This is a genomic window from Brevibacterium sp. JSBI002, from assembly GCF_026013965.1.
In the GTDB taxonomy this organism is placed as follows: Bacteria; Actinomycetota; Actinomycetes; order Actinomycetales; family Brevibacteriaceae; genus Brevibacterium.
In genome coordinates, this window is sequence record NZ_CP110341.1 from 110,507 (window position 1) to 129,176 (window position 18,670).

Annotated in this window: 15 protein-coding genes; 12 read left to right on the plus strand and 3 right to left on the minus strand. The window is 65.9% G+C overall.

Going from position 1 to position 18,670, the window contains the following annotated elements; all coding sequences use genetic code 11:
- The 4 genes from LJ362_RS00480 (at position 1) to LJ362_RS00495 (ending at position 6,095) form a co-directional block, all read left to right on the plus strand.
- Entirely contained in the window at positions 1-2,442 is a 2,442-nt protein-coding gene (locus tag LJ362_RS00480) for a cytochrome b/b6 domain-containing protein (protein ID WP_264800234.1), read from the plus strand.
- Positions 2,443-2,696: 254 nt separating this feature from the next.
- Positions 2,697-4,046 (plus strand): MFS transporter, encoded by a 1,350-nt coding sequence (locus tag LJ362_RS00485; RefSeq protein WP_062240123.1) that lies wholly within the window; start codon positions 2,697-2,699, stop codon positions 4,044-4,046.
- A gap of 68 nt (positions 4,047-4,114) precedes the next feature.
- Entirely contained in the window at positions 4,115-5,368 is a 1,254-nt protein-coding gene (locus tag LJ362_RS00490; RefSeq protein WP_264800235.1) for an aminopeptidase P family protein, read from the plus strand.
- A 28-nt stretch (positions 5,369-5,396) separates the two neighbouring features.
- On the plus strand, positions 5,397-6,095 hold the full coding sequence (locus LJ362_RS00495) for an IclR family transcriptional regulator (RefSeq protein ID WP_264800236.1): 699 nt from the start codon (positions 5,397-5,399) through the stop codon (positions 6,093-6,095).
- A gap of 52 nt (positions 6,096-6,147) precedes the next feature.
- Here the strand turns inward: LJ362_RS00495 and LJ362_RS00500 are convergent, their stop codons facing one another.
- Positions 6,148-6,810: a GntR family transcriptional regulator gene (locus tag LJ362_RS00500; protein WP_264800237.1), complete on the minus strand. Its 663-nt coding sequence runs from the start codon at positions 6,808-6,810 to the stop codon at positions 6,148-6,150.
- 136 nt (positions 6,811-6,946) lie between these two features.
- Between LJ362_RS00500 and glyA the strand changes: the two genes are divergently transcribed.
- From glyA to LJ362_RS00540, 8 genes are all read left to right on the plus strand, one after another.
- On the plus strand, positions 6,947-8,338 hold the full coding sequence (gene glyA, locus LJ362_RS00505; protein ID WP_320109139.1) for a serine hydroxymethyltransferase: 1,392 nt from the start codon (positions 6,947-6,949) through the stop codon (positions 8,336-8,338).
- Positions 8,338-9,555: a sarcosine oxidase subunit beta family protein gene (locus LJ362_RS00510; RefSeq protein WP_264800238.1), complete on the plus strand. Its 1,218-nt coding sequence runs from the start codon at positions 8,338-8,340 to the stop codon at positions 9,553-9,555. Before glyA ends, LJ362_RS00510 begins: the two co-directional genes overlap by 1 nt.
- Positions 9,556-9,577: 22 nt before the next feature.
- Positions 9,578-9,868: a sarcosine oxidase subunit delta gene (locus LJ362_RS00515; RefSeq protein ID WP_167193175.1), complete on the plus strand. Its 291-nt coding sequence runs from the start codon at positions 9,578-9,580 to the stop codon at positions 9,866-9,868.
- The gene (locus LJ362_RS00520) at positions 9,865-12,792 is read left to right on the plus strand and encodes a 2Fe-2S iron-sulfur cluster-binding protein (protein WP_264800239.1); all 2,928 of its coding nucleotides are present in this window, start codon (positions 9,865-9,867) and stop codon (positions 12,790-12,792) included. The genes LJ362_RS00515 and LJ362_RS00520 overlap by 4 nt, the downstream gene beginning before the upstream one ends.
- Positions 12,785-13,507, plus strand: a complete 723-nt coding sequence (locus LJ362_RS00525; RefSeq protein ID WP_264800240.1) for a sarcosine oxidase subunit gamma — start codon at positions 12,785-12,787, stop codon at positions 13,505-13,507. Before LJ362_RS00520 ends, LJ362_RS00525 begins: the two co-directional genes overlap by 8 nt.
- A complete protein-coding gene (locus LJ362_RS00530; protein WP_264800241.1) occupies positions 13,507-14,973 on the plus strand; it encodes an L-serine ammonia-lyase in 1,467 nt (488 codons plus the stop codon). The genes LJ362_RS00525 and LJ362_RS00530 overlap by 1 nt, the downstream gene beginning before the upstream one ends.
- 73 nt (positions 14,974-15,046) lie before the next feature.
- Entirely contained in the window at positions 15,047-15,901 is an 855-nt protein-coding gene (gene purU, locus LJ362_RS00535; protein ID WP_264800242.1) for a formyltetrahydrofolate deformylase, read from the plus strand.
- 77 nt (positions 15,902-15,978) lie between these two features.
- The gene (locus LJ362_RS00540; RefSeq protein ID WP_264800243.1) at positions 15,979-16,659 is read left to right on the plus strand and encodes a GntR family transcriptional regulator; all 681 of its coding nucleotides are present in this window, start codon (positions 15,979-15,981) and stop codon (positions 16,657-16,659) included.
- Between the two features lie 41 nt (positions 16,660-16,700).
- Here LJ362_RS00540 and LJ362_RS00545 read toward each other — a convergent pair whose 3' ends face one another.
- Positions 16,701-17,684 carry an Ldh family oxidoreductase gene (locus LJ362_RS00545; protein ID WP_264800244.1) on the minus strand — a complete coding sequence of 328 codons (984 nt, stop codon included), beginning with the start codon at positions 17,682-17,684 and terminating at the stop codon, positions 16,701-16,703.
- Between the two features lie 50 nt (positions 17,685-17,734).
- Entirely contained in the window at positions 17,735-18,658 is a 924-nt protein-coding gene (locus LJ362_RS00550) for an IclR family transcriptional regulator (protein ID WP_264800245.1), read from the minus strand.
- Between the last annotated feature and the right edge of the window lie 12 nt (positions 18,659-18,670).

Here is an 18,670-nt window from a genome sequence, read left to right on the forward strand (position 1 = left end):
ATGGCAACCTATTCCAGTTCGCTGCGCTCGGGTCTGCCCCGGGTCGAAGGCGGAGACCCCTGGCCCCCGGAGGGCACCATCGGTGAACCCTTGGAAGAGGGCGCGTCGTGGCTGCCGGAGACTGCCGAGACGGAGGAACTGGATGAAGGTTCCCCCGCCGAGGCGGCCGAGTCCGATGTGACCGAAGCCGAGGAATCGACGGGGGCAGATGCTTCCGCTGAAACCGATGAGCCCGTTGAGGATTCGGTCGAGGAGCCTGCTGAGGCAGTTACTTCTGCCGAGGTGCCTCTGCGTCGTGGTCTTCCGCGCGTCGAGGGTGGAGAGCCTTGGCCGCCGGAAGGCCTTGCTCCTGCCGGAGTGAAGGCCACCGCTGCTTCTGCTGCGCCCGCAGTGTCGGCCGAAGTACCAGCTGCCGAAGGGGATTCCTCTGTCGAAGATTCGACCGAGGAATCGGCGCCCGTCGAGTCGGACGAAGAGTCCTCGGCCGCTCCTGCTGCCGCCGCGGCAACGGCTGGAGCCGGCGTGGCTGCAGGCGCTGCCGTCGCCACCTCTGCCTCTGATGATGAGTCGGCTGCGGCAGAACCTGCCGCCGCCGATGCTCCCGCTGCGGAATCGGCTCCTGCCGCCGAGGTTCCCCTGCGTCGCGGTCTGCCGCGTGTTGCCGGTGGAGATCCTTGGCCGCCGGAAGGCTTCGCGCCTGCCGGGGTCAAGGCTGCAGGTGGCTCGGCCGCCGGTGCTGCTCCGGCAGCGGCTGTATCCGCTCCTGTCGAGAGCACAGCGGACGAATCCGCGGCTCAGCCCGATTCCGCCGAAGCCGCCTCGACTGATACGTCAGCCGATTCCACGTCTGAATCGACATCCGCTGCTCCCGCGGCCGCCGCTGCTGGCGCGGGTGCTGCCGGTGCCGGTGTGGCCGCAGCTGCTGCTGGCCGCTCGGACTCCGGAGAACTCTCCGATGTACCTCTGCGCCGCGGACTTCCCCGCACCGCCGGGGGAGACCCCTGGCCGCCGGAAGGCTTTGCTCCAGCACGCGCTGCCAAACCTGCCGCAGGCTCGGCCGCCGCTTCGGCTCCGGCTGAAGAGAAGGCCGCAGACGCTAAGTCGACCGATGCCGCATCTGCCGAGGCAGACAAGCCGGCCGAGGCGAAGCCGGTTGCAGCTGACGATTCCGCTGAGAAGAAGCCCCAGGGGCGGCGCACCGGAATCGGCGGCGTCGGTGCCGGCGCGGCAGCCGCAGGTGCGGGAGCCGCCGCCGGCGCAGGTGCCGCAGCAGCGGGAGCCGCCTCGGCGTCGGAGAAGAAATCTGACGAAGCCGAGAAGAAACCCGCTCAGCGCAAGCCGATGGCCAAGCCTCCAGCGAAGACGGCGGACAAGCCCGCTCAGCGCAAACCGATGGCCAAGCCCGCCGCGAAGGCGGACGACAAGGCTGCCGCACGCACCGCGGACAAGCCGGCTGCGAAGACGGCACCGGCCGCGAAGGCCACATCGTCCGGTTCGGGCAGTACTGCCTCGGCGAAGCCCGCAGCGAAGAAGGAACCGGTCATGATCGGTTCGAAGTCGCTGGGACAGTGGTCCAAACTCGTCGGGCTGGGACTCGGCGGACTCATCGTCGTGGCCGGGATCCTCATCCTCGCCGCGCGCGGTGTCACGACCCTGCCGGGCGTGCCGGAGTTCCTCGAACGCTACCCGGGCGAATACAACATCCCGGAATTCGTCGATCCCGGTTTCCCGGGCTGGGTGCGGTGGACGCACTTCCTCAACATCTTCTTCATGGTGCTCATCATCCGTTCGGGTCTGCAGGTGCGTCACCAGCAGAAGCCGCCGGCGTTCTACACCCCGAAGAAGGGCGGGAAGAAGGTCAGCATCAACCTCTGGCTGCACACGAGCCTCGATCTGCTGTGGCTGGCCAATGGTGTGGTCTTCGTCGTGCTGCTCTTCGTCTCCGGGCACTGGGCACGCATCGTGCCGACCAGTTGGGAAGTCTTCCCGAACGCGCTGTCGGCGGCGCTGCAGTACGGAACGATGGAATGGCCGATGGAAGATGCGTGGGTCAACTACAACGCTCTCCAGCAGCTGATGTACTTCATCATCGTGTTCATCGCCGCCCCGCTGGCCGCGATCACGGGTGTGCGGATGAGCGAATGGTGGCCGAAGAACGCGACGACGCTGAACAAGATCTACCCGGCGCCGCTGGCGCGGGCGATCCACTTCCCGACGATGCTGTTCTTCGTGTTCTTCATCCTCGTCCACGTGTTCCTCGTGTTCACGACCGGACTGCGGCACAACCTCGGCTACATGTTCGCGGGTACCGATATGCTCGGTTGGGCCGGACTCGTCTGGTTCCTCATCGCGATGGTCGTGGTCGTGGCCGGTTGGTTCGCCGCCAGGCCGCTGCTGCTGGCCCCGATCGCGAATCTCTTCGGACGCGTCTCGAGCAGGTAGGCGACACCGGACGCATCAGCGAAGCCCCGCACGATCGAATGGTCGTGCGGGGCTTCGCTGTGTCGGTGAGTACAGTTCCAAGGCCCTGTCGGACATGCAGTCCGGCAGGGCCTTTCGCCTGCCGCTTTCTGATTGCGCGCAGTTCTGAGCAGAAATCTCTTGACCGGGTGACCGGGACAGAATAATCTTAAATGCAACGCAGTTGTAAAGAATGCAACACCGCGTTGTCACCGTTCACAACGATGGAGAAGACAATGAAGTCCGACCTCGCTCCAGAGGACAACGACGCTGTGAAATCAGATGCGTCGGCGACCGCGCAGCCGAATATCGAGCAGAAGCGGACGCTGCGGCGCGTCGTCTCCGCCAGTTTCGTCGGCAACTTCGTCGAATGGTTCGACTACGGCGTCTACGGGTATTTTGCGACGACCATTGCGATCGTCTTCTTCCCTGAGTCCGAAGGCAATCTCGCGCTTCTGTCCACCTTTGCGGTCTTCGCCGTCTCCTTCGTCGTCCGCCCCATCGGAGGCTTCATCTGGGGTCATATCGGAGACAAGATCGGACGACGTTCCGCACTGTCCGTCTCGATTCTCATCATGTCTGTCTCGACCTTTGCGATCGGTCTGCTGCCGAGCTTCGCGGTCGCCGGCTTCCTCGCTCCGGTGCTGCTGCTCGTCGTCCGCCTCGTCCAAGGATTCTCTGCGGCAGGCGAATATGCGGGGGCCTCGGCGTTCCTCGTCGAATACGCACCACCGCGGCGACGCGGACTGTACGCGGCAGTGGTTCCCGCCAGCACCGCCACCGGATTGCTATTGGGATCGGTGCTCGCCGCAGTCCTCTCGTCGACGCTGAGCGATGGACAGCTGGAGAGCTGGGGTTGGAGGCTCCCATTCTTCCTTGCCGCGCCCATGGGACTGATCGGCCGCTATATCCGAACCCGACTCGAGGACACGCCGGCATTCCGTGAACTCGCTCAGCAGGATGAAGTGATCAAAGCCCCGGTCTTCGCCATGTTCCGGGACCACTGGCGGCCCCTGGTCATCTCGATGTGCGCAGTGCTGCTCAACGCCGTCGGGTTCTATGTCGTCCTGACCTATATGCCCACCTATCTCACGACCGAGCTCGGCTATGGGGCTACTGAATCGTTCGTCGCCACCACCATCGCTCTCGTCACCTATATCGGTTTCATCCTGCTCACCGGTCTGGCCTCGGATCGGTTCGGTCGCAAGAGGATGCTCATCATCGCGTCAGTCACTTTCATCGTCCTCACGGTGCCGGCCTTCATGCTGCTGGACGCCGGCAGCTTCACGCTCGTCGTCCTCGTCGAGATCGGACTCGGAGCCATGCTCACCCTCAACGACGGCACTCTGCCGAGCTTCCTTGCCGAGATGTTCCCGACACGTATCCGGTACACCGGGTTTGCCGTGAGCTTCAACGTGTCGAACGCCCTGTTCGGCGGCACCGCACCTTTTATGGCCACTCTGCTCATCGGCCTGACCAATTCGCATCTTGCCCCCGGTTGGTACCTCATGGCTGCGGCCGCAATCTGTCTCGGTGCAGTCATCTGCGCCAAGGAGACCTTCCATAAGCCTCTGCGCGACGTCTGAAGTCGTCCAGAACCCCACCACACCGCCGCGGCACCGAGATGGCGGTGTCGAACGAATAGGAGAAACCCATGACCACCTTTGCTGACAATGCCTCCGTCGCTGACCTCGAGCGGCTCAAGGTCCTCCACAACGGGTCCAAGACACCGCTGACCTTCTCCGATGGGGAGATGGAGCGGAGACTGACCGGACTGCGCGCCATTATGGCCGAGAAGGAGCTCGACGCAGTGGTCCTCACCTCTTATCACAACATCAAGTACTACTCGGACTTCCTCTTCACCTACTTCGGTCGCTCATATGCCATGGTCGTCACGGCCGACGACACGGTGACGATCACCGCGAATATCGATGCAGGCATGCCGTGGCGAACCAGCTACGGGGAGAACATCGTGTACACGGATTGGCGTCGTGACAACTACTACTACGCGATCCAGGAGGGCCTGCGTCAGCGCGGAATCGGAAACCCGCGCCGTCTCGGCGTCGAGGACGACAACCTGCCCCTCGAGAATCGCAACAGGCTCCAAGATGCCTTCCCTGCAGTGGAACTCGTCGACATCTCGAAGGAGTCGATGCGCCAGCGGATGATCAAGTCACCCGAGGAGATCGAGGTGATCAAACACAGCGCTCGAATCGGTGACCTCGGCGGTGAGGCGATCAAGGCCGCCATCACCGAAGGCATCAGCGAGTACGAACTCGCGCTCATCGGCACTGAGGCGATGACTCATGAGATCGCTAGGACGTTCCCTGACCAGGAGATCCGTGATACCTGGGTGTGGTTCCAATCGGGTATCAACACCGATGGCGCGCACAATTGGGCGACGACCCGCAAGATCCGAAAAGGTGACATCCTCAGCCTCAACTGCTTCGCCATGCCGACCGGCTATTACACCGCGCTGGAGCGCACACTCTTCTACGGAGAGCCCAACGCTCGGTCGCTCGAGCTGTGGAACGTCAACGTCGAAGTGCACAAGCGCGGAATCGAACTCATCAAGCCCGGAGCTGTGTGCAAGGACATCGCCGCCGAACTCAATGAGATCTACTTCGAGCACGGACTCTTCGAAAACCGCACCTTCGGGTACGGACACTCATTCGGAGTGCTCAGCCACTACTATGGGCGTGAGGCCGGGCTTGAACTGAGAGAAGACATCGACACCGTCATCGAGCCGGGAATGGTCATCTCCATGGAGCCGATGATCACCATTCCCGAGGGGCAGCCGGGTGCCGGCGGTTACCGCGAACATGACATCGTCGTCGTCGGGGAGAGCGGCTCCGAGGACATCACGAAGTTCCCGTTCGGGGCCGAACACAACATCATTCCGGCCTGAGGGCCTCGCCGCCGAATATACTCACACCATGTCCCGACAATCGCCTGACAACCCACGCCGCGGTGCCTCGGTCATCGAAAACACCGTCGCCATCCTGCGCTGTTTCGCGCCGGACCGGCAGGAGCTCGGTGTCACCGAGATCGCACCGCGCGTGGGGCTGCACAAGAGTTCGGTGTCGCGGATTCTCGCCTCGCTCGAGCAGGAGGGGATCGTCGAACAGGCGCCGTCGAAGCGGTATCGGCTTGGGTTGGGCATCATTGCGATCGCCGGCCCCCTGCTGGCCGATCTCGATGTTCGCAGGGCAGCGTATCCCATCCTGCAGGCACTCACGCGGGCCACTTCCGAGACGAGTGCGCTGATGGTGTGGGACGGCGCCGAGGCGGTCACCGTCGAACAGGTTCCGAGTCCCGAGCCGGTCAAGCATACGTCCAGTCTGGGGTCGAGATATCGTACGGAGGGAAGTGCCTCGGTGAAGGTGTTCCGCGACGCCGGCGACGGCCCGGATCGCGCCGGCGGTCCCGCGTATGCACTCAACGATGCCGAAACCTCTCCGCACGAGGTCGGCATCGCCGCACCCGTGCACGACCATCGCGGTGAAGTGGTCGCGGCCGTCCTCATCGCCGCACCGAAGTTCCGCACCGATGCGACCCGCATCGCCGAGCTCGGCGAACACTGCGTTCAGGCGGCGGAGCGGGTCTCGCTGCGCCTCGGCGGTTCAGGGAGGTAGCGACTCTGCATCATTGTGCGATGTCGGGGGCGTGGGCGGGTGAAGTGGGACCTCAGCGCAGGGTGGTGCGGACGGTCTTGTCGAATTCGCGGACGTGCTCGGCGGCGCGGGCGGCGACAGTCTCCTCGTCGCCGTCGAGGATGGCCTCGAGCAGATCGATGTGCTCCCGGATGTGAGTGACGAGATCCGGGATCCCCGGGATGACGAGGCACCAGATGCGGGTAGCCAGATCATCGAGGCGGATCAGCGTCTCCGACAGGTGCGGATTGTCCACCGAGCTGTAGATGAGGCGGTGGACGTCGAGGTCGCGTTCCATCAGCGTGCGCTGCTCGTCGGTCGATTCGAGTGCCCTGAGGTCGGCGATCGCGGCCGTGAAATCCGCGCGACGCTCCGTGGTGAGGTTGCGAGCCGCACGCCTGGCGGCGATGGGCTCGAGTGCTTCGCGCATCTCGGAGATCGTCGACAGATCGGTGAGGTCGACGTTGGTGGCGAAGGTGCCGCGCCGCGGATAGGACACTACAAGATGATCGCGTTCGAGTCGCTTGAGGGCCTCGCGGATCGGCGTGCGGCCGACCTCGAGCTCGGCACTGAGGGCCGCCTCGTTGATCGGATCGCCCGGAGCGATGTCGAGCATGATGAGCCGGTGCCGCAGGATCTCATAGGCGTGATTCGCCAAGGACGTCGTCGGTGACGTCGCGTCGGCGGATGTGCTCATGAGAGGACTCCTCATAATCTCTGCGGCAGATGTATTGCATCGGCTGGAATTCTCTGCCTACACTACAGGAACGCACCTGATATATTAGTTGCTGATCAGCCGGGGTCGGCTGATCGTGACAGGTCAAAGGAGATCCATGACAGAGCAACTCGCCAATCCCGCCGCAGCCGGCACGGCCAGTGCCCCGGCAGGCGCTTCAGCTGGGACCTTCCCCAGCCGCGAACCCGTCGAACTGAGCACCTCGATCGCTGAACTGGATCCGCAGATCGCCGGATTCATCGACGCCGAACTGGCCCGGCAGCGCGAGGGCCTGGAGATGATCGCCTCGGAGAACCACACCGCCTCGGCCGTCATGGAAGCTCAAGGGTCGGTACTCACGAACAAGTACGCCGAGGGCTACCCGGGCCGCCGCTACTACGGCGGCTGCGAACACGTCGACGAGATCGAACGCATCGCCATCGACCGCGTCAAGGCACTCTTCGGAGCCGCGTATGCGAACGTCCAGCCGCACTCCGGCGCCCAGGCCAACGCCTCGGTCATGCACGCACTCATCCGTCCCGGCGACACCGTCCTCGGACTCAACCTCGCCCACGGCGGCCACCTCACCCACGGAATGAAGATCAACTTCTCCGGCCGCCTCTACTCGATCGTCCCCTACGGTCTCGATGCCGAGACCGGACGCGTCGACATGGCCGAGGTCGAACGCCTCGCTCACGAGCACCAGCCGAAGCTCATCGTCGCAGGCTGGTCGGCCTACACCCGGCAGCTCGACTTCGCCGAGTTCCGCCGCATCGCCGATTCCGTCGGTGCCTACCTCATGGTCGATATGGCCCACTTCGCCGGACTCGTCGCCGCCGGACTCCACCCCTCACCGGTCCCGCACGCCCACGTCGTGTCGTCGACGACGCACAAGACGCTCGGCGGTCCCCGAGGCGGCATCATCCTCACCAATGACGCGGACATCGCGAAGAAGATCAATTCCGCCGTCTTCCCCGGACAGCAGGGTGGGCCTCTCGAACACGTCATCGCCGGCAAGGCCGTGGCCTTCGGGCTCGCCGCCACCGACACCTTCGTCGACAAGCAGAAGCGGACCCTGGCCGGGGCGAGCGAACTCGCCCGCCGCCTGACCGAAGACGATGTCGCCGAACGCGGAATCTCCGTCCTCACCGGCGGCACCGACGTCCACCTCGTCCTCGTCGATCTGCGCAACTCGACCCTCGACGGAGCCCAGGCCGAAGATCTGCTCGCCCAGATCGGCATCACCGTCAACCGCAATGCCGTTCCCGACGACCCGCGACCGCCGATGGTCACCTCCGGTCTGCGGATCGGCACACCGGCGCTCGCCAGCCGTGGATTCGGCAGCGAAGCATTCGCCGAGGCGGCCGACATCATCGCGCAAGCGCTCAAGGCCGGCACGGACGAGAACGGCGCGAGCCCGGAGACCATCGCAGAACTGGGCGAACGCGTCACCCGACTGGCGAACGACCACCCCCTGTACCCCACCCTCACCGAGATCGGAGCACGCTGATGGCTGACCAGCTTCCCGAACACCCCGACTTCCTGTGGCGCAATCCGGAGCCGAAGAAGTCCTATGAAGCCGTCATCGTCGGCGGCGGCGGACACGGCCTGGCCACCGCCTACTATCTGGCGAAGAACCACGGAATGACGAACATCGCCATTCTCGAGAGGGGTTGGCTCGCCGGGGGCAACATGGCCCGCAACACGACGATCATCCGGTCGAACTACCTGTGGGACGAATCCGCCGCGATCTACGAGAAGTCCCTCAAGCTCTGGGAGCAGCTGCCCGAAGAGCTCGACTACGACTTCCTCTTCTCCCAGCGCGGCGTGCTCAACCTCGCCCACACCCTCCAGGACGTCCGCGAATCCCAGCGCCGGGTGAATGCGAACAAGCTCAACGGCGTCGACGCCGAATGGCTGGACCCCCAGCAGGTGAAGGAAGTCTGCCCGATCATCAACATCGGCGACGACCTCCGCTACCCCGTGATGGGCGGCACCTATCAGCCGCGCGCCGGCATCGCCAAGCACGATCACGTCGCCTGGGCCTTCGCCCGCAAGGCCGACGAGATGGGTGTCGACATCATCCAGAACTGCGAGGTCACCGGCATCGAACGCATCGGCGATCAGGTCGTGGGCGTGCAGACGAACCGCGGACCCATCGCCACCGAGAAAGTCGCGTTGGCCGTGGCCGGGGACTCCTCGGTGCTCGCCGACATGGCCGGGATCCGCCTGCCGATCCAGACCCACCCGCTGCAGGCACTGGTCTCCGAACTCTTCGAACCGGTGCACCCGACCGTGGTCATGTCCAACCACGTCCACGTCTACGTCTCCCAAGCGCACAAGGGCGAACTCGTCATGGGCGCCGGCGTCGACTCCTACAACGGATACGGTCAACGAGGCGGCTTCCACGTCATCGAGGAGCAGCTGGCCGCCGCGGTCGAGCTGTTCCCGATCTTCGCCCGCGCCCATGTGCTGCGCACCTGGGGCGGCAACGTCGACGTCACCCTCGACGCCTCACCGATCGTGTCGAAGACGGAAGTCCAAGGACTCTACGCCAACTGCGGCTGGGGCACCGGCGGCTTCAAGGGCACCCCGGCGGCGGGCTTCACCTACGCCCACACCATCGCGAACGACGAACCTCACCCGCTCAACGCCCCATTCGCCCTCGACCGCTTCGAAACCGGTCACCTCATCGACGAACACGGCGCCGCAGCCGTGGCCCACTGAGCGGAAGGAAAGAGACACCGACATGCTGCTCATCCACTGCCCGAACTGCGGGCCACGCGACGAAACCGAATTCCACTACGGGGGACAGGCGCACGTTCCCTACCCCGAAGACCCGCACGCCCTGACGGACAAAGAATGGGCCGAGTACCTCTTCTACCGTGAGAACAGCCGCGGTGCCTTCGCCGAGATGTGGAGCCACAGCGCCGGCTGCCGAAAGTGGTTCAACGCCGTCCGTGACACGGCCACCTACGACTTCGCGGCGATCTACCCGATCGGCTCGCCCCGTCCCGACACCCAAGGAGAGGTTCGATGACGAACACCACCCGTCTGCACTCCGCGTCTCGACTGTCCTCTGCCACCGGCATCGACACCGCCCGCCCGATCGATTTCACCGTCGACGGACAGTCCTACTCGGGCTTCGCCGGTGACACGATCGCCAGTGCGCTCATCGCCGCGGGCCGCATCGACTGCGGCAACTCGACCTACCTGGGACGTGCTCGCGGCATCCTCGGCGCCGGCGTCGAGGAGTCCAATGCGCTCGTCCGCGTGCATTCCCGGTACTCCGGAGACGTCTCCGAATCGATGCTGCCCGCCACCCGTGTCGCCATCGCCGAAGGACTCGAGGCCGACTACCTCGCCGGACTCGGCATCCTCGACCCCGGCCAGGACGAACTGACCTACGAACACAAGCACGTGCACACCGACGTCCTCATCGTCGGCGCGGGCCCCGCCGGACTCGCCGCGGCCAGGGAAGCAGGCAAGTCCGGTGCGCGCACCCTGCTGCTCGACGACCAGTCCCTGCCCGGCGGCTCGCTGCTCGCGGCGGGACCGGCCACGGCCGAAACGATCGACGGCGTCGACGCCCTCGCCTGGGTCGAGTCCACCGTCGCCGGGTTCGCCGAGCACGAAGAGCTCACGTACGTGAAGAACACGACCGTCTTCGGCAGCTACGACTCGAACTACTTCGTCGCCCTCGAAGACCGCACCGACGCCGTCGCCGCTGCTGGTGGCCGCGGAGTGCGCCAGAAGGTCTGGCATATCCGCGCCGGTCAGGTCGTGCTCGCCACCGGCGCCCACGACCGTCCGATCGTCTTCGCGGACAACGACCGACCCGGCATCATGCTCGCCTCGGCCGTGCGCACCTATCTCGGCCGCTTTGGTGTGGCCGCCGGTGACCAGGTGGCGGTGGCGACGACGAACGACTCCGCCTATGACCTCGTCACCGACCTCCATGCGGCAGGCATCACCGTCCCCGCGGTCATCGACTCCCGCACCTCAGCCTCGGCGATCGCTGAATCCGTCACCGCAGCCACGGGCGCTCGGCTCATCCTCGGCTCTGCCGTCACCGGCACCGCCGGTGAAGGCCCAGCCGGACGGGTCAGCGCCATCACTGTCGCCGGACTCGATGACGACGGCGTCGCAGCTGAGAACGGTGAGAGCATTCCCGTCGACCTGCTCGCGGTCTCCGGCGGACATTCGCCGGTCATCCACCTGCACGGTCAGCGCAAGGGCACAATCCACTGGAACGTCGACATCGCGGCCTTCGTGCCGACGACGCCCGTGCGCGATCAGTTCACGGTCGGAGCAGTGACCGGGGACTACTCGCTCGAAGCGGCTCTGCGGCAGGGCGCCGAGGCGGGGAACCAAGCGGCGAACCGCACCGGCTTCCCGGCCGCGCTCGCCGCCCCCGCGGCCTCGGCGATGGCCTATGCTCCGGCCCGTCCACTGTGGCTGGTCACCTCGGCGCAGGACGACCACGCGAACCTGAGCACGCACTTCATCGACTTCCAGCGCGACCAGACCGTCGCCGATGTGCAGCGGGCGATGGGCGCGGGCATGCGCTCGGTCGAGCACATCAAGCGCTACACCTCGATCTCGACGGCGAACGATCAGGGCAAGACCTCAGCGGTCAACGCGATCGGCGCGATCGCCTCGGTGCTGGGGGAGTCCGATGACCTCGGCCAGGTCGGGCACACGACCTTCCGCGCCCCCTTCGCCCCGGTGCCCTTCGCGGCACTGGCCGGACGGCGCAAGGGCGAACTCTTCGACCCGGCCAGGGTCACCTCGATCCACCCCTGGCACGTCGCCCACGGCGCCGAGTTCGAAGACGTCGGGCAGTGGAAACGGCCCTGGTACTACCCGAAGCCGGGGGAGGACATGGAGGCCGCGGTGCTGCGCGAGGGCAAGGCCGTGCGCGAATCCGTCGGATTCCAGGACGCCTCGACGCTCGGCAAGATCGAGATCCGCGGGAAGGACGCCGGAGAGTTCCTCGGCCAGATCTACACGAACGGCTTCAAGAAGCTCAAGGTCGGAAAGGGACGCTACGGGCTGATGTGCAAGCCCGACGGCATGATCTTCGACGACGGCGTGACCCTGCGCGTGGCCGAGGACCGCTACTACATGACGACGACCACCGGCGGGGCTGCGACCGTCCTCGAATGGCTCGAGGAATGGCACCAGACCGAATGGCCCGACCTCGACGTCGTCTTCACCTCGGTGACCGAACAGTGGTCGACCGTCGCCGTGGCCGGACCCCGGTCCCGCGATGTCATCGCCAAGCTCGCTCCGAACCTCGACGTGTCGAACGAGGCCTTCGAGTTCATGGGCTTCCGCGAGACCACCCTGGAAAACGGCACTCCCGCCCGCATCTGCCGGATCTCGTTCTCCGGCGAGCTCGCCTTCGAGATCAACGTCGACACGTTCTACGGGCTGGCCGTCTGGGAAGCCGTCGCCGAGGCGGGCGCCGAGTTCGACATCACCCCCTACGGCACCGAGGTCATGCACGTGCTGCGCGCCGAGAAGGGCTTCATCATCGTCGGGCAGGACACCGACGGCACCGTGACCCCGCAGGACGCGGGCATGGAGTGGATCGTCTCGAAGGTCAAGGACTTCATCGGCAAACGCTCCTACTCTCGCGTCGATACGGCCCGGGAGGATCGCAAGCACCTCGTGGGCGTGCTCCCGGTTGACGGGACCACGCGTCTGGCCGAAGGCGCCCAGCTCATTGCGGCGGGCACGCCCGTCACCCCGGAGGACGGACCGGTGCCGATGATCGGACACGTCACCTCGTCCTATATCTCGCCGAGCCTCGACCGGCCGTTCGGTCTCGCACTCGTCGAGAACGGCCGCAACCGCGAAGGAGAGATCGTCAAGACTCCCTTCGGCGACACCCTCGTCGACGTCGAGATCACCTCGCCCGTCTTCTACGATCCGGAAGGAAACCGCCGCGATGGCTGACACCACCTACTCCACCCGTTCGACGGCACAGTCCCCCTCGACCGCTGAGACGCAGGCCGCCCACGCGGGCACCGGATCGAGCGGACTCGATGACCTGCGGGTCTCACCGGCCGCGCACCTGGCCGGGCTGATGTCCGAGGCGAGTGCCGCCGGCGGCCGCAGCGTCGGCCTGCGCGAACTGCCCTTCACGGTGCAGATCGGCCTGCGGGCACAGCCGGACTCCGCGTCGTGGAAGTCACTCGAAGACACGTTCGCTCTCAATCTGCCGCGCAGCGTCGGCGAAGTCACCGGTGATCCGGCGGCCCAGCACGTGCTGTGGCTGAGCCCCGACGAATTCCTCGCCGTCGACGTCTCCCGCTGCCAGCAGCCAGGAGAGACGATCGTCGCCGAGGCGGGACTCGAGGGACTGCCCGGACAGGTCGTCGATCTCTCGGCCAACCGGACGATCCTCGAACTGACAGGGGAGAAGGCCCGCGAAGTGCTCGAGAAGAGCTGCCGCGCCGATCTCCACCCCCGCGCCTTCGGCATCGGGTCCGCAATCGTCACCGCTCTGGGTCCCGTGCCGGTCATCCTCCACCACAGTGGTGAGGACACCTACCGCATCTATCCGCGGGCGAGCTTCGCGGATTTCACGGTCCGTTGGCTCCTCGATGGAATGGCGGAGTTCCTCACCGACGGGCAGACGCCCGGATCTGAAGCCGAGGGAGCCGGCTGATGAGTCTCGGGGTCCTCGATCTGTTCTCGATCGGCATCGGACCCTCGTCCTCGCACACGGTGGGACCGATGCGGGCGGCGGTGCGCTTCGTCGATGAACTCGCCGAGGCGGGTCTGCTCGAGCGTGTCGATGCGGTCCGCATCGGACTCTTCGGCTCCCTCGGTGCCACTGGCATCGGGCACGGTTCGGACTCCGCCGTGCTCGCGGGGCTGTCCGGGAAGGAACCCGAAACGCTCGATCCGGACTCCGTGGGCCCGCTGGTCGCCGAGATCCGTGAGACAGGGTCGCTCCACCTCGGCGGGCGAAAGGACGTGCCCTTCGACGTGGCGTCAGATCTCACCCTGCACCTGCGGGAATCCCTGCCCGGCCATCCCAATGGGATGCGCATCAGCGCCGAGGCGGACGGTGAGCTCATCGAGCGCGACTACTACTCCGTGGGCGGGGGATTCGTCGTCACCGCCGACGAACTCGCCGCGGAGAAGGACGCCGCCGAAGCGATCGATGCAGCCGGGGACGGGCCCGGATCCGGCGGCGACGGTCCCGGTGCGGCCGGTCGAGGTGGGGACGTCATCCCGTTCTCCACGGCCGATGAGCTGCTCGAGCAGTGTCGCATCCGCGGGCTGAGCATCGCCGAGCTCATGGCCGTCAACGAACGCGCCCGCCAGACTGATGAGACCCTGCGGGCCAGGCTGCTCGAGATCTGGGCGGTGATGCGCGAATGCGTGCACAACGGCTGCACCCGTACCGAGACGACCCTGCCCGGCGGACTCAAGGTGCGTCGCCGCGCCCCGGAACTGAAGGCGAAGCTCGAAGCCGCGGACTACCGGGCATCGGGATCGCTCGACGCCCTCGAATGGGTCAACCTCTATGCACTGGCCGTCAACGAGGAGAACGCCTCGGGCGGACGGATCGTCACCGCTCCGACGAACGGGGCGGCTGGCATCATCCCCGCAGTGCTCCATTACATGGACCGGTTCGTCACCGGTGACGAGGGAGCCGGCTCCGCCGCCGGTGCGAGTGCTGCCGACGATGCCGTGGTGACGTTCCTGCTCACCGCCGGGGCCATCGGGATCCTCTTCAAACGCAACGCGTCGATCTCCGGCGCCGAGGTGGGCTGCCAGGGCGAGGTCGGATCGGCCTGCGCGATGGCTGCCGCCGGACTGTGCGCCGTACTCGGCGGAACTCCCGAACAGGTGGAGAACGCCGCCGAGATCGGACTCGAACACAACCTCGGGCTGACCTGCGATCCAGTGGGCGGTCTCGTGCAGGTGCCGTGCATCGAACGCAATGCCATCGCTTCGGTGAAGGCGATCAATGCCGCCCGGCTGGCCATGCACGGCGACGGCTCCCATAGGGTGAGTCTCGACCAGGCGACCGAGACCATGCGGCAGACTGGAGCCGATATGAAATCGAAGTACAAGGAGACCTCGCGCGGCGGACTCGCCGTCAACGTCGTCGAATGCTGAGCACCATTCTGAGGTTGCAGCACTCTGACCTTGCACCACACAGATCTTGCCCCACGGACAGAAGGACACGGACATGCAGGACTACATCTTCACCCTCGAATGCGCTGAGCGCCCCGGAATCACCCACGCCGTGACCGGTGCCCTGCTCACCCACGGCGGAGACATCAAGGAACTCAAACAGTTCGACGACCAGTCGACCCAGCAGCTGTTCCTGCGCATCGACTTCAGCGTCTCCGACGAGCCCGGCAACGGTGTCGAGGCTCTGCGGACCGACTTCGAAGAGATCGGCGAGCAGTTCGGCGCGACCTGGCAGCTGTGGCCGCAGGGGGAGAAGCGGCGGGTGCTCATCATGGTCTCGAAGTTCGAGCACTGCCTCAACGATCTGCTCTTCCGCGCCCGCGTCGGCGAACTGCCGATCGAGATCGCCGCCGTCGTATCGAACCACCCCGATCATCGTGAGCTCGTCGAATGGCACCACATCCCCTTCTTCCGGATCCCCGTGACGAAGGAGACGAAGCCCGAGGCCGAGGCGAAGCTGCTCGAACTCGTCGACCGATTCGAGGTCGACCTCGTGGTGCTCGCCCGCTATATGCAGATCCTCTCCGACGACCTCGCCCGCGAACTCACCGGACGGGCCATCAACATCCATCACTCGTTCCTGCCGTCCTTCAAGGGTGCGAAGCCCTACCACCAGGCGTGGGAGCGCGGAGTGAAGACCGTCGGGGCGACCGCGCACTTCGTCAACTCCGAACTCGACGAAGGTCCGATCATCGCCCAGCAGCTCGTCGAGGTCGACCATGCTTTCACCCCCGAGGACCTCGTGGCCGCCGGCCGCGATGCCGAATGCAAGGCGCTGTCCAATGCCGTGAAGTGGCACTGCGACGGTCGAGTGTTCCTCTCGGGCAAGAGGACCATCGTCCTGCGCTGAGCGATCAAACTGCAGCTGCGGTAGAAGGAGCCAATGAACTCACTGCAAGCCGCCTCGGCGTGGATAGACTGTCGACTATGAGCGAGACCCAGACCGAGATCGGCCCGCGCGTCGGCGATCAGGTGTTCGAGGCGCTGCAGGCGAGCATTCTCTCAGGCGAATATCGCAGCGGGGACCGTCTGCGGATCCGCCAGCTCGCGGCGTCCCTGGGCACGAGCGTCATGCCCGTGCGGGAGTCGCTGGCCCGGCTCGAGGCGGTCGGGCTCGTCGAGACCAGCCCGCACCGTGGAGCGGTGGTCAGGACCTTCACCGCCGAGGAGCTGCTGCAGATCTACTCCGTGCGTCGCATCCTCGAGGTCGAGGCGACGGTCCAGGGTGCTCAGAAGCTCGATGAGGTGGGCCGGGCACGATTGGATGAGGAATTCGCGGCGATGGAGGCGGCTCTCGACTCCGGCGATGCCTCGAAGTACCTCGACCACGACGAAGAGCTGCTTGCGACGATCTATTCTGCCTCGGGCAATCCCGTCCTCGCCGAGACGATCCGGGCTCTGTGGCTGCGATGCCGGGCCTACAAGCTCGTCGGAGCGAGGCTCGAGATCGCGGCTGCGGACACGGTGCCGCTGCTCAAACATCAGCGCCGACTCATGGACGCCGTCGACGCGGGAGACCCCGCAGCAGCCGCCGAGGTGACCGAGGAGTCCTTCGACGACGCCGTCCGTCGTATTCGTGCGGGACTGGGAGATCAAGCCGCCGTCTAGTTCGGAATCCGCTCAGCCGAGTTCTGGGAAGGTGTGCCGCCTCAGCCGCGGCTGAGGAGAGGTGAATGGAGCTCGCGGGGCAGTTCGACGACGTCGAGGCTGCGTTTGCGACCGAAATCGACGCCGAACTGCGAGTGCAGACGATCGAGGTGCTCGGCGACCCGCTTCGAGTAGTCGGGGTCGAAGGCGTCTGCCGCGATCGCGATGACGAACAGTCCCGTGCCCGGGTTCTCCTGTCCCGAGTCGAAGGCGGGTGCGTCGACGGAGAAGCGGCCCCCGCCGTGGACGGCGAGGAGCTCGATCATGAGGGCGACATTGCTGCCCTTGACTCCACCGAACGGCAGCAGGGAACCGGCGAGGGCGGCCTCGGCATCGACCGTGGCCGCCCCGTTCGGGTCCTGTGCCCACCCTTCGGGGATCGCCTCTGACCGATCGGCGGCGTCGCGGACGTTGACCCAGGCGGTCGCACTGGTCGCCTGATCGAACATGCGCGGGCCGTCGGCATGGGGAACGGCGAAAGAGAAGGGGTTCGTTCCGGTCGCCGAGCCCGGTGAGCTGAACAGCGACATCAGCGCCGGTGAGTTGGCCCCTGCCAGCGCCACCAGGCCTCGCTCGGCAAGCCGTGTCGTGTAATAGCCGAGTTCGCCGGCAGTGAAGGCATTGGAGATGTTGAGGACCGAGATGCCGAGTTTCGCGGCAGACGCGGCGAAGTCATCGACAACTGCGTCGAACGCGAGCTGCGCAGTGCCGCGGTCGGCGTCGACATGGTGTGCTGCGGGCAGACGATTCGTCACTCGCGGCTGTGCCTGCCCGTTGATGCGGCCGGCTTCGAGCCCATCGAGGTAGTCGAAGAGGTGCGCCGTGCCGACGGCGGTCTTGCCGCGGCGCTCTGCGGCCACGGTCGCCTCGGCCAGGGACTGCGCCAGTGCGGTCGACCCGCCGGCCGCGGTGATCGCAGCGATGCACAGGTCGCGCAGTTCGGTGATCGGCAGGGACACGGTCGTGGAATCAGGAGGCTCCGGCATGCCCTTCACGCTACCGGAGTCCGCCTCCTGCGCCGGCGCTGAGGGGCGGCTCAGAGGTCGCCGGAGTTCAGGTCGTGGACGGGATGGGAGCTCAGCGCCTCGGCGATGGCCTTCGCCTCCCGGCGCAGCAGAGCGACGAGGCGTTCGACCCGTGAACCCGTGACGCGATCGGCGATCGAAGCGATCGACAGAGCCGCCTGCGGGCGGGAGCCGCGGATGCGCAGCGGCACCGCCACCGCCCACGACCCCTTGGCGAAGAGCCCCGGATTGTGGACGAAGCCGTCGATGCGGGCCTGATCGATGATGTCGCGCAGATGCGGGACGGAGACCTTCGGATACCTTTCGGCAAGGATCTCGGCGTTGGCCTCGAACTGGGCGTCCACCTCGGCGGGGGAGAGCTCGGAGAGGATCGCCAGCGATCCGGCCCCGATGCCCAAGGGGTGTCGGTCGCCCACGGACAAGGCATTATTGAAGATCTCACCGAAGCCCTCCTCGCGGCGGGCGCAGATCGAATAGCTGCCGGTGCGCAGAGTGAGGAACACGGTGTCCTGACTGAGTTCGGCCAAGCGCAGCAGACTCGACTCGGACTCCGTGACCAGGGGATCCACTGATTTCTGGGCCAGCTGACCCAGGATCTGCGATTGCACGCCGAGGCGGTATCCGCCCTCTTCGAGGCGTTCGACGTAGCCCATGGCGATGAGCGCCTGGAGCATGCGGTGGACGCTGGCCTTCGGGCGGCCGCTGATCGACGCGAGCTCGGACAGGCTCGCACCCTCGCGCCTCTCACCGGCGATGAGGCCGACGAGGTTGAGCAGAGTCAGCGCGCGTTGGATGCTCTGTGCGCCGGTACCGGGTTCGAGACTGTCGACGGCGTGGGCGACATTGAAGGACGCGGACCGGCGCAGAAGCCGACCGCGCATCTTGATGCGGTACTCCTCGCGGAGGTCCTCATTCGAATCGGCGGCATCATGCATGCCTCCATTATG

Coding starts and splice junctions, on each gene's coding strand:
- LJ362_RS00545 (WP_264800244.1), bottom strand. CDS start 17,684: ATGCCGGAGCCTCCTGATTCCACGACCGTGTCCCTGCCGATCACCGAA.
- LJ362_RS00510 (WP_264800238.1), top strand. CDS start 8,338: ATGGCTGACCAGCTTCCCGAACACCCCGACTTCCTGTGGCGCAATCCG.
- LJ362_RS00490 (WP_264800235.1), top strand. CDS start 4,115: ATGACCACCTTTGCTGACAATGCCTCCGTCGCTGACCTCGAGCGGCTC.
- LJ362_RS00500 (WP_264800237.1), bottom strand. CDS start 6,810: ATGAGCACATCCGCCGACGCGACGTCACCGACGACGTCCTTGGCGAAT.
- LJ362_RS00480 (WP_264800234.1), top strand. CDS start 1: ATGGCAACCTATTCCAGTTCGCTGCGCTCGGGTCTGCCCCGGGTCGAA.
- LJ362_RS00530 (WP_264800241.1), top strand. CDS start 13,507: ATGAGTCTCGGGGTCCTCGATCTGTTCTCGATCGGCATCGGACCCTCG.
- LJ362_RS00520 (WP_264800239.1), top strand. CDS start 9,865: ATGACGAACACCACCCGTCTGCACTCCGCGTCTCGACTGTCCTCTGCC.
- LJ362_RS00525 (WP_264800240.1), top strand. CDS start 12,785: ATGGCTGACACCACCTACTCCACCCGTTCGACGGCACAGTCCCCCTCG.
- LJ362_RS00540 (WP_264800243.1), top strand. CDS start 15,979: ATGAGCGAGACCCAGACCGAGATCGGCCCGCGCGTCGGCGATCAGGTG.
- LJ362_RS00495 (WP_264800236.1), top strand. CDS start 5,397: ATGTCCCGACAATCGCCTGACAACCCACGCCGCGGTGCCTCGGTCATC.
- purU (WP_264800242.1), top strand. CDS start 15,047: ATGCAGGACTACATCTTCACCCTCGAATGCGCTGAGCGCCCCGGAATC.
- glyA (WP_320109139.1), top strand. CDS start 6,947: ATGACAGAGCAACTCGCCAATCCCGCCGCAGCCGGCACGGCCAGTGCC.
- LJ362_RS00515 (WP_167193175.1), top strand. CDS start 9,578: ATGCTGCTCATCCACTGCCCGAACTGCGGGCCACGCGACGAAACCGAA.
- LJ362_RS00550 (WP_264800245.1), bottom strand. CDS start 18,658: ATGCATGATGCCGCCGATTCGAATGAGGACCTCCGCGAGGAGTACCGC.
- LJ362_RS00485 (WP_062240123.1), top strand. CDS start 2,697: ATGAAGTCCGACCTCGCTCCAGAGGACAACGACGCTGTGAAATCAGAT.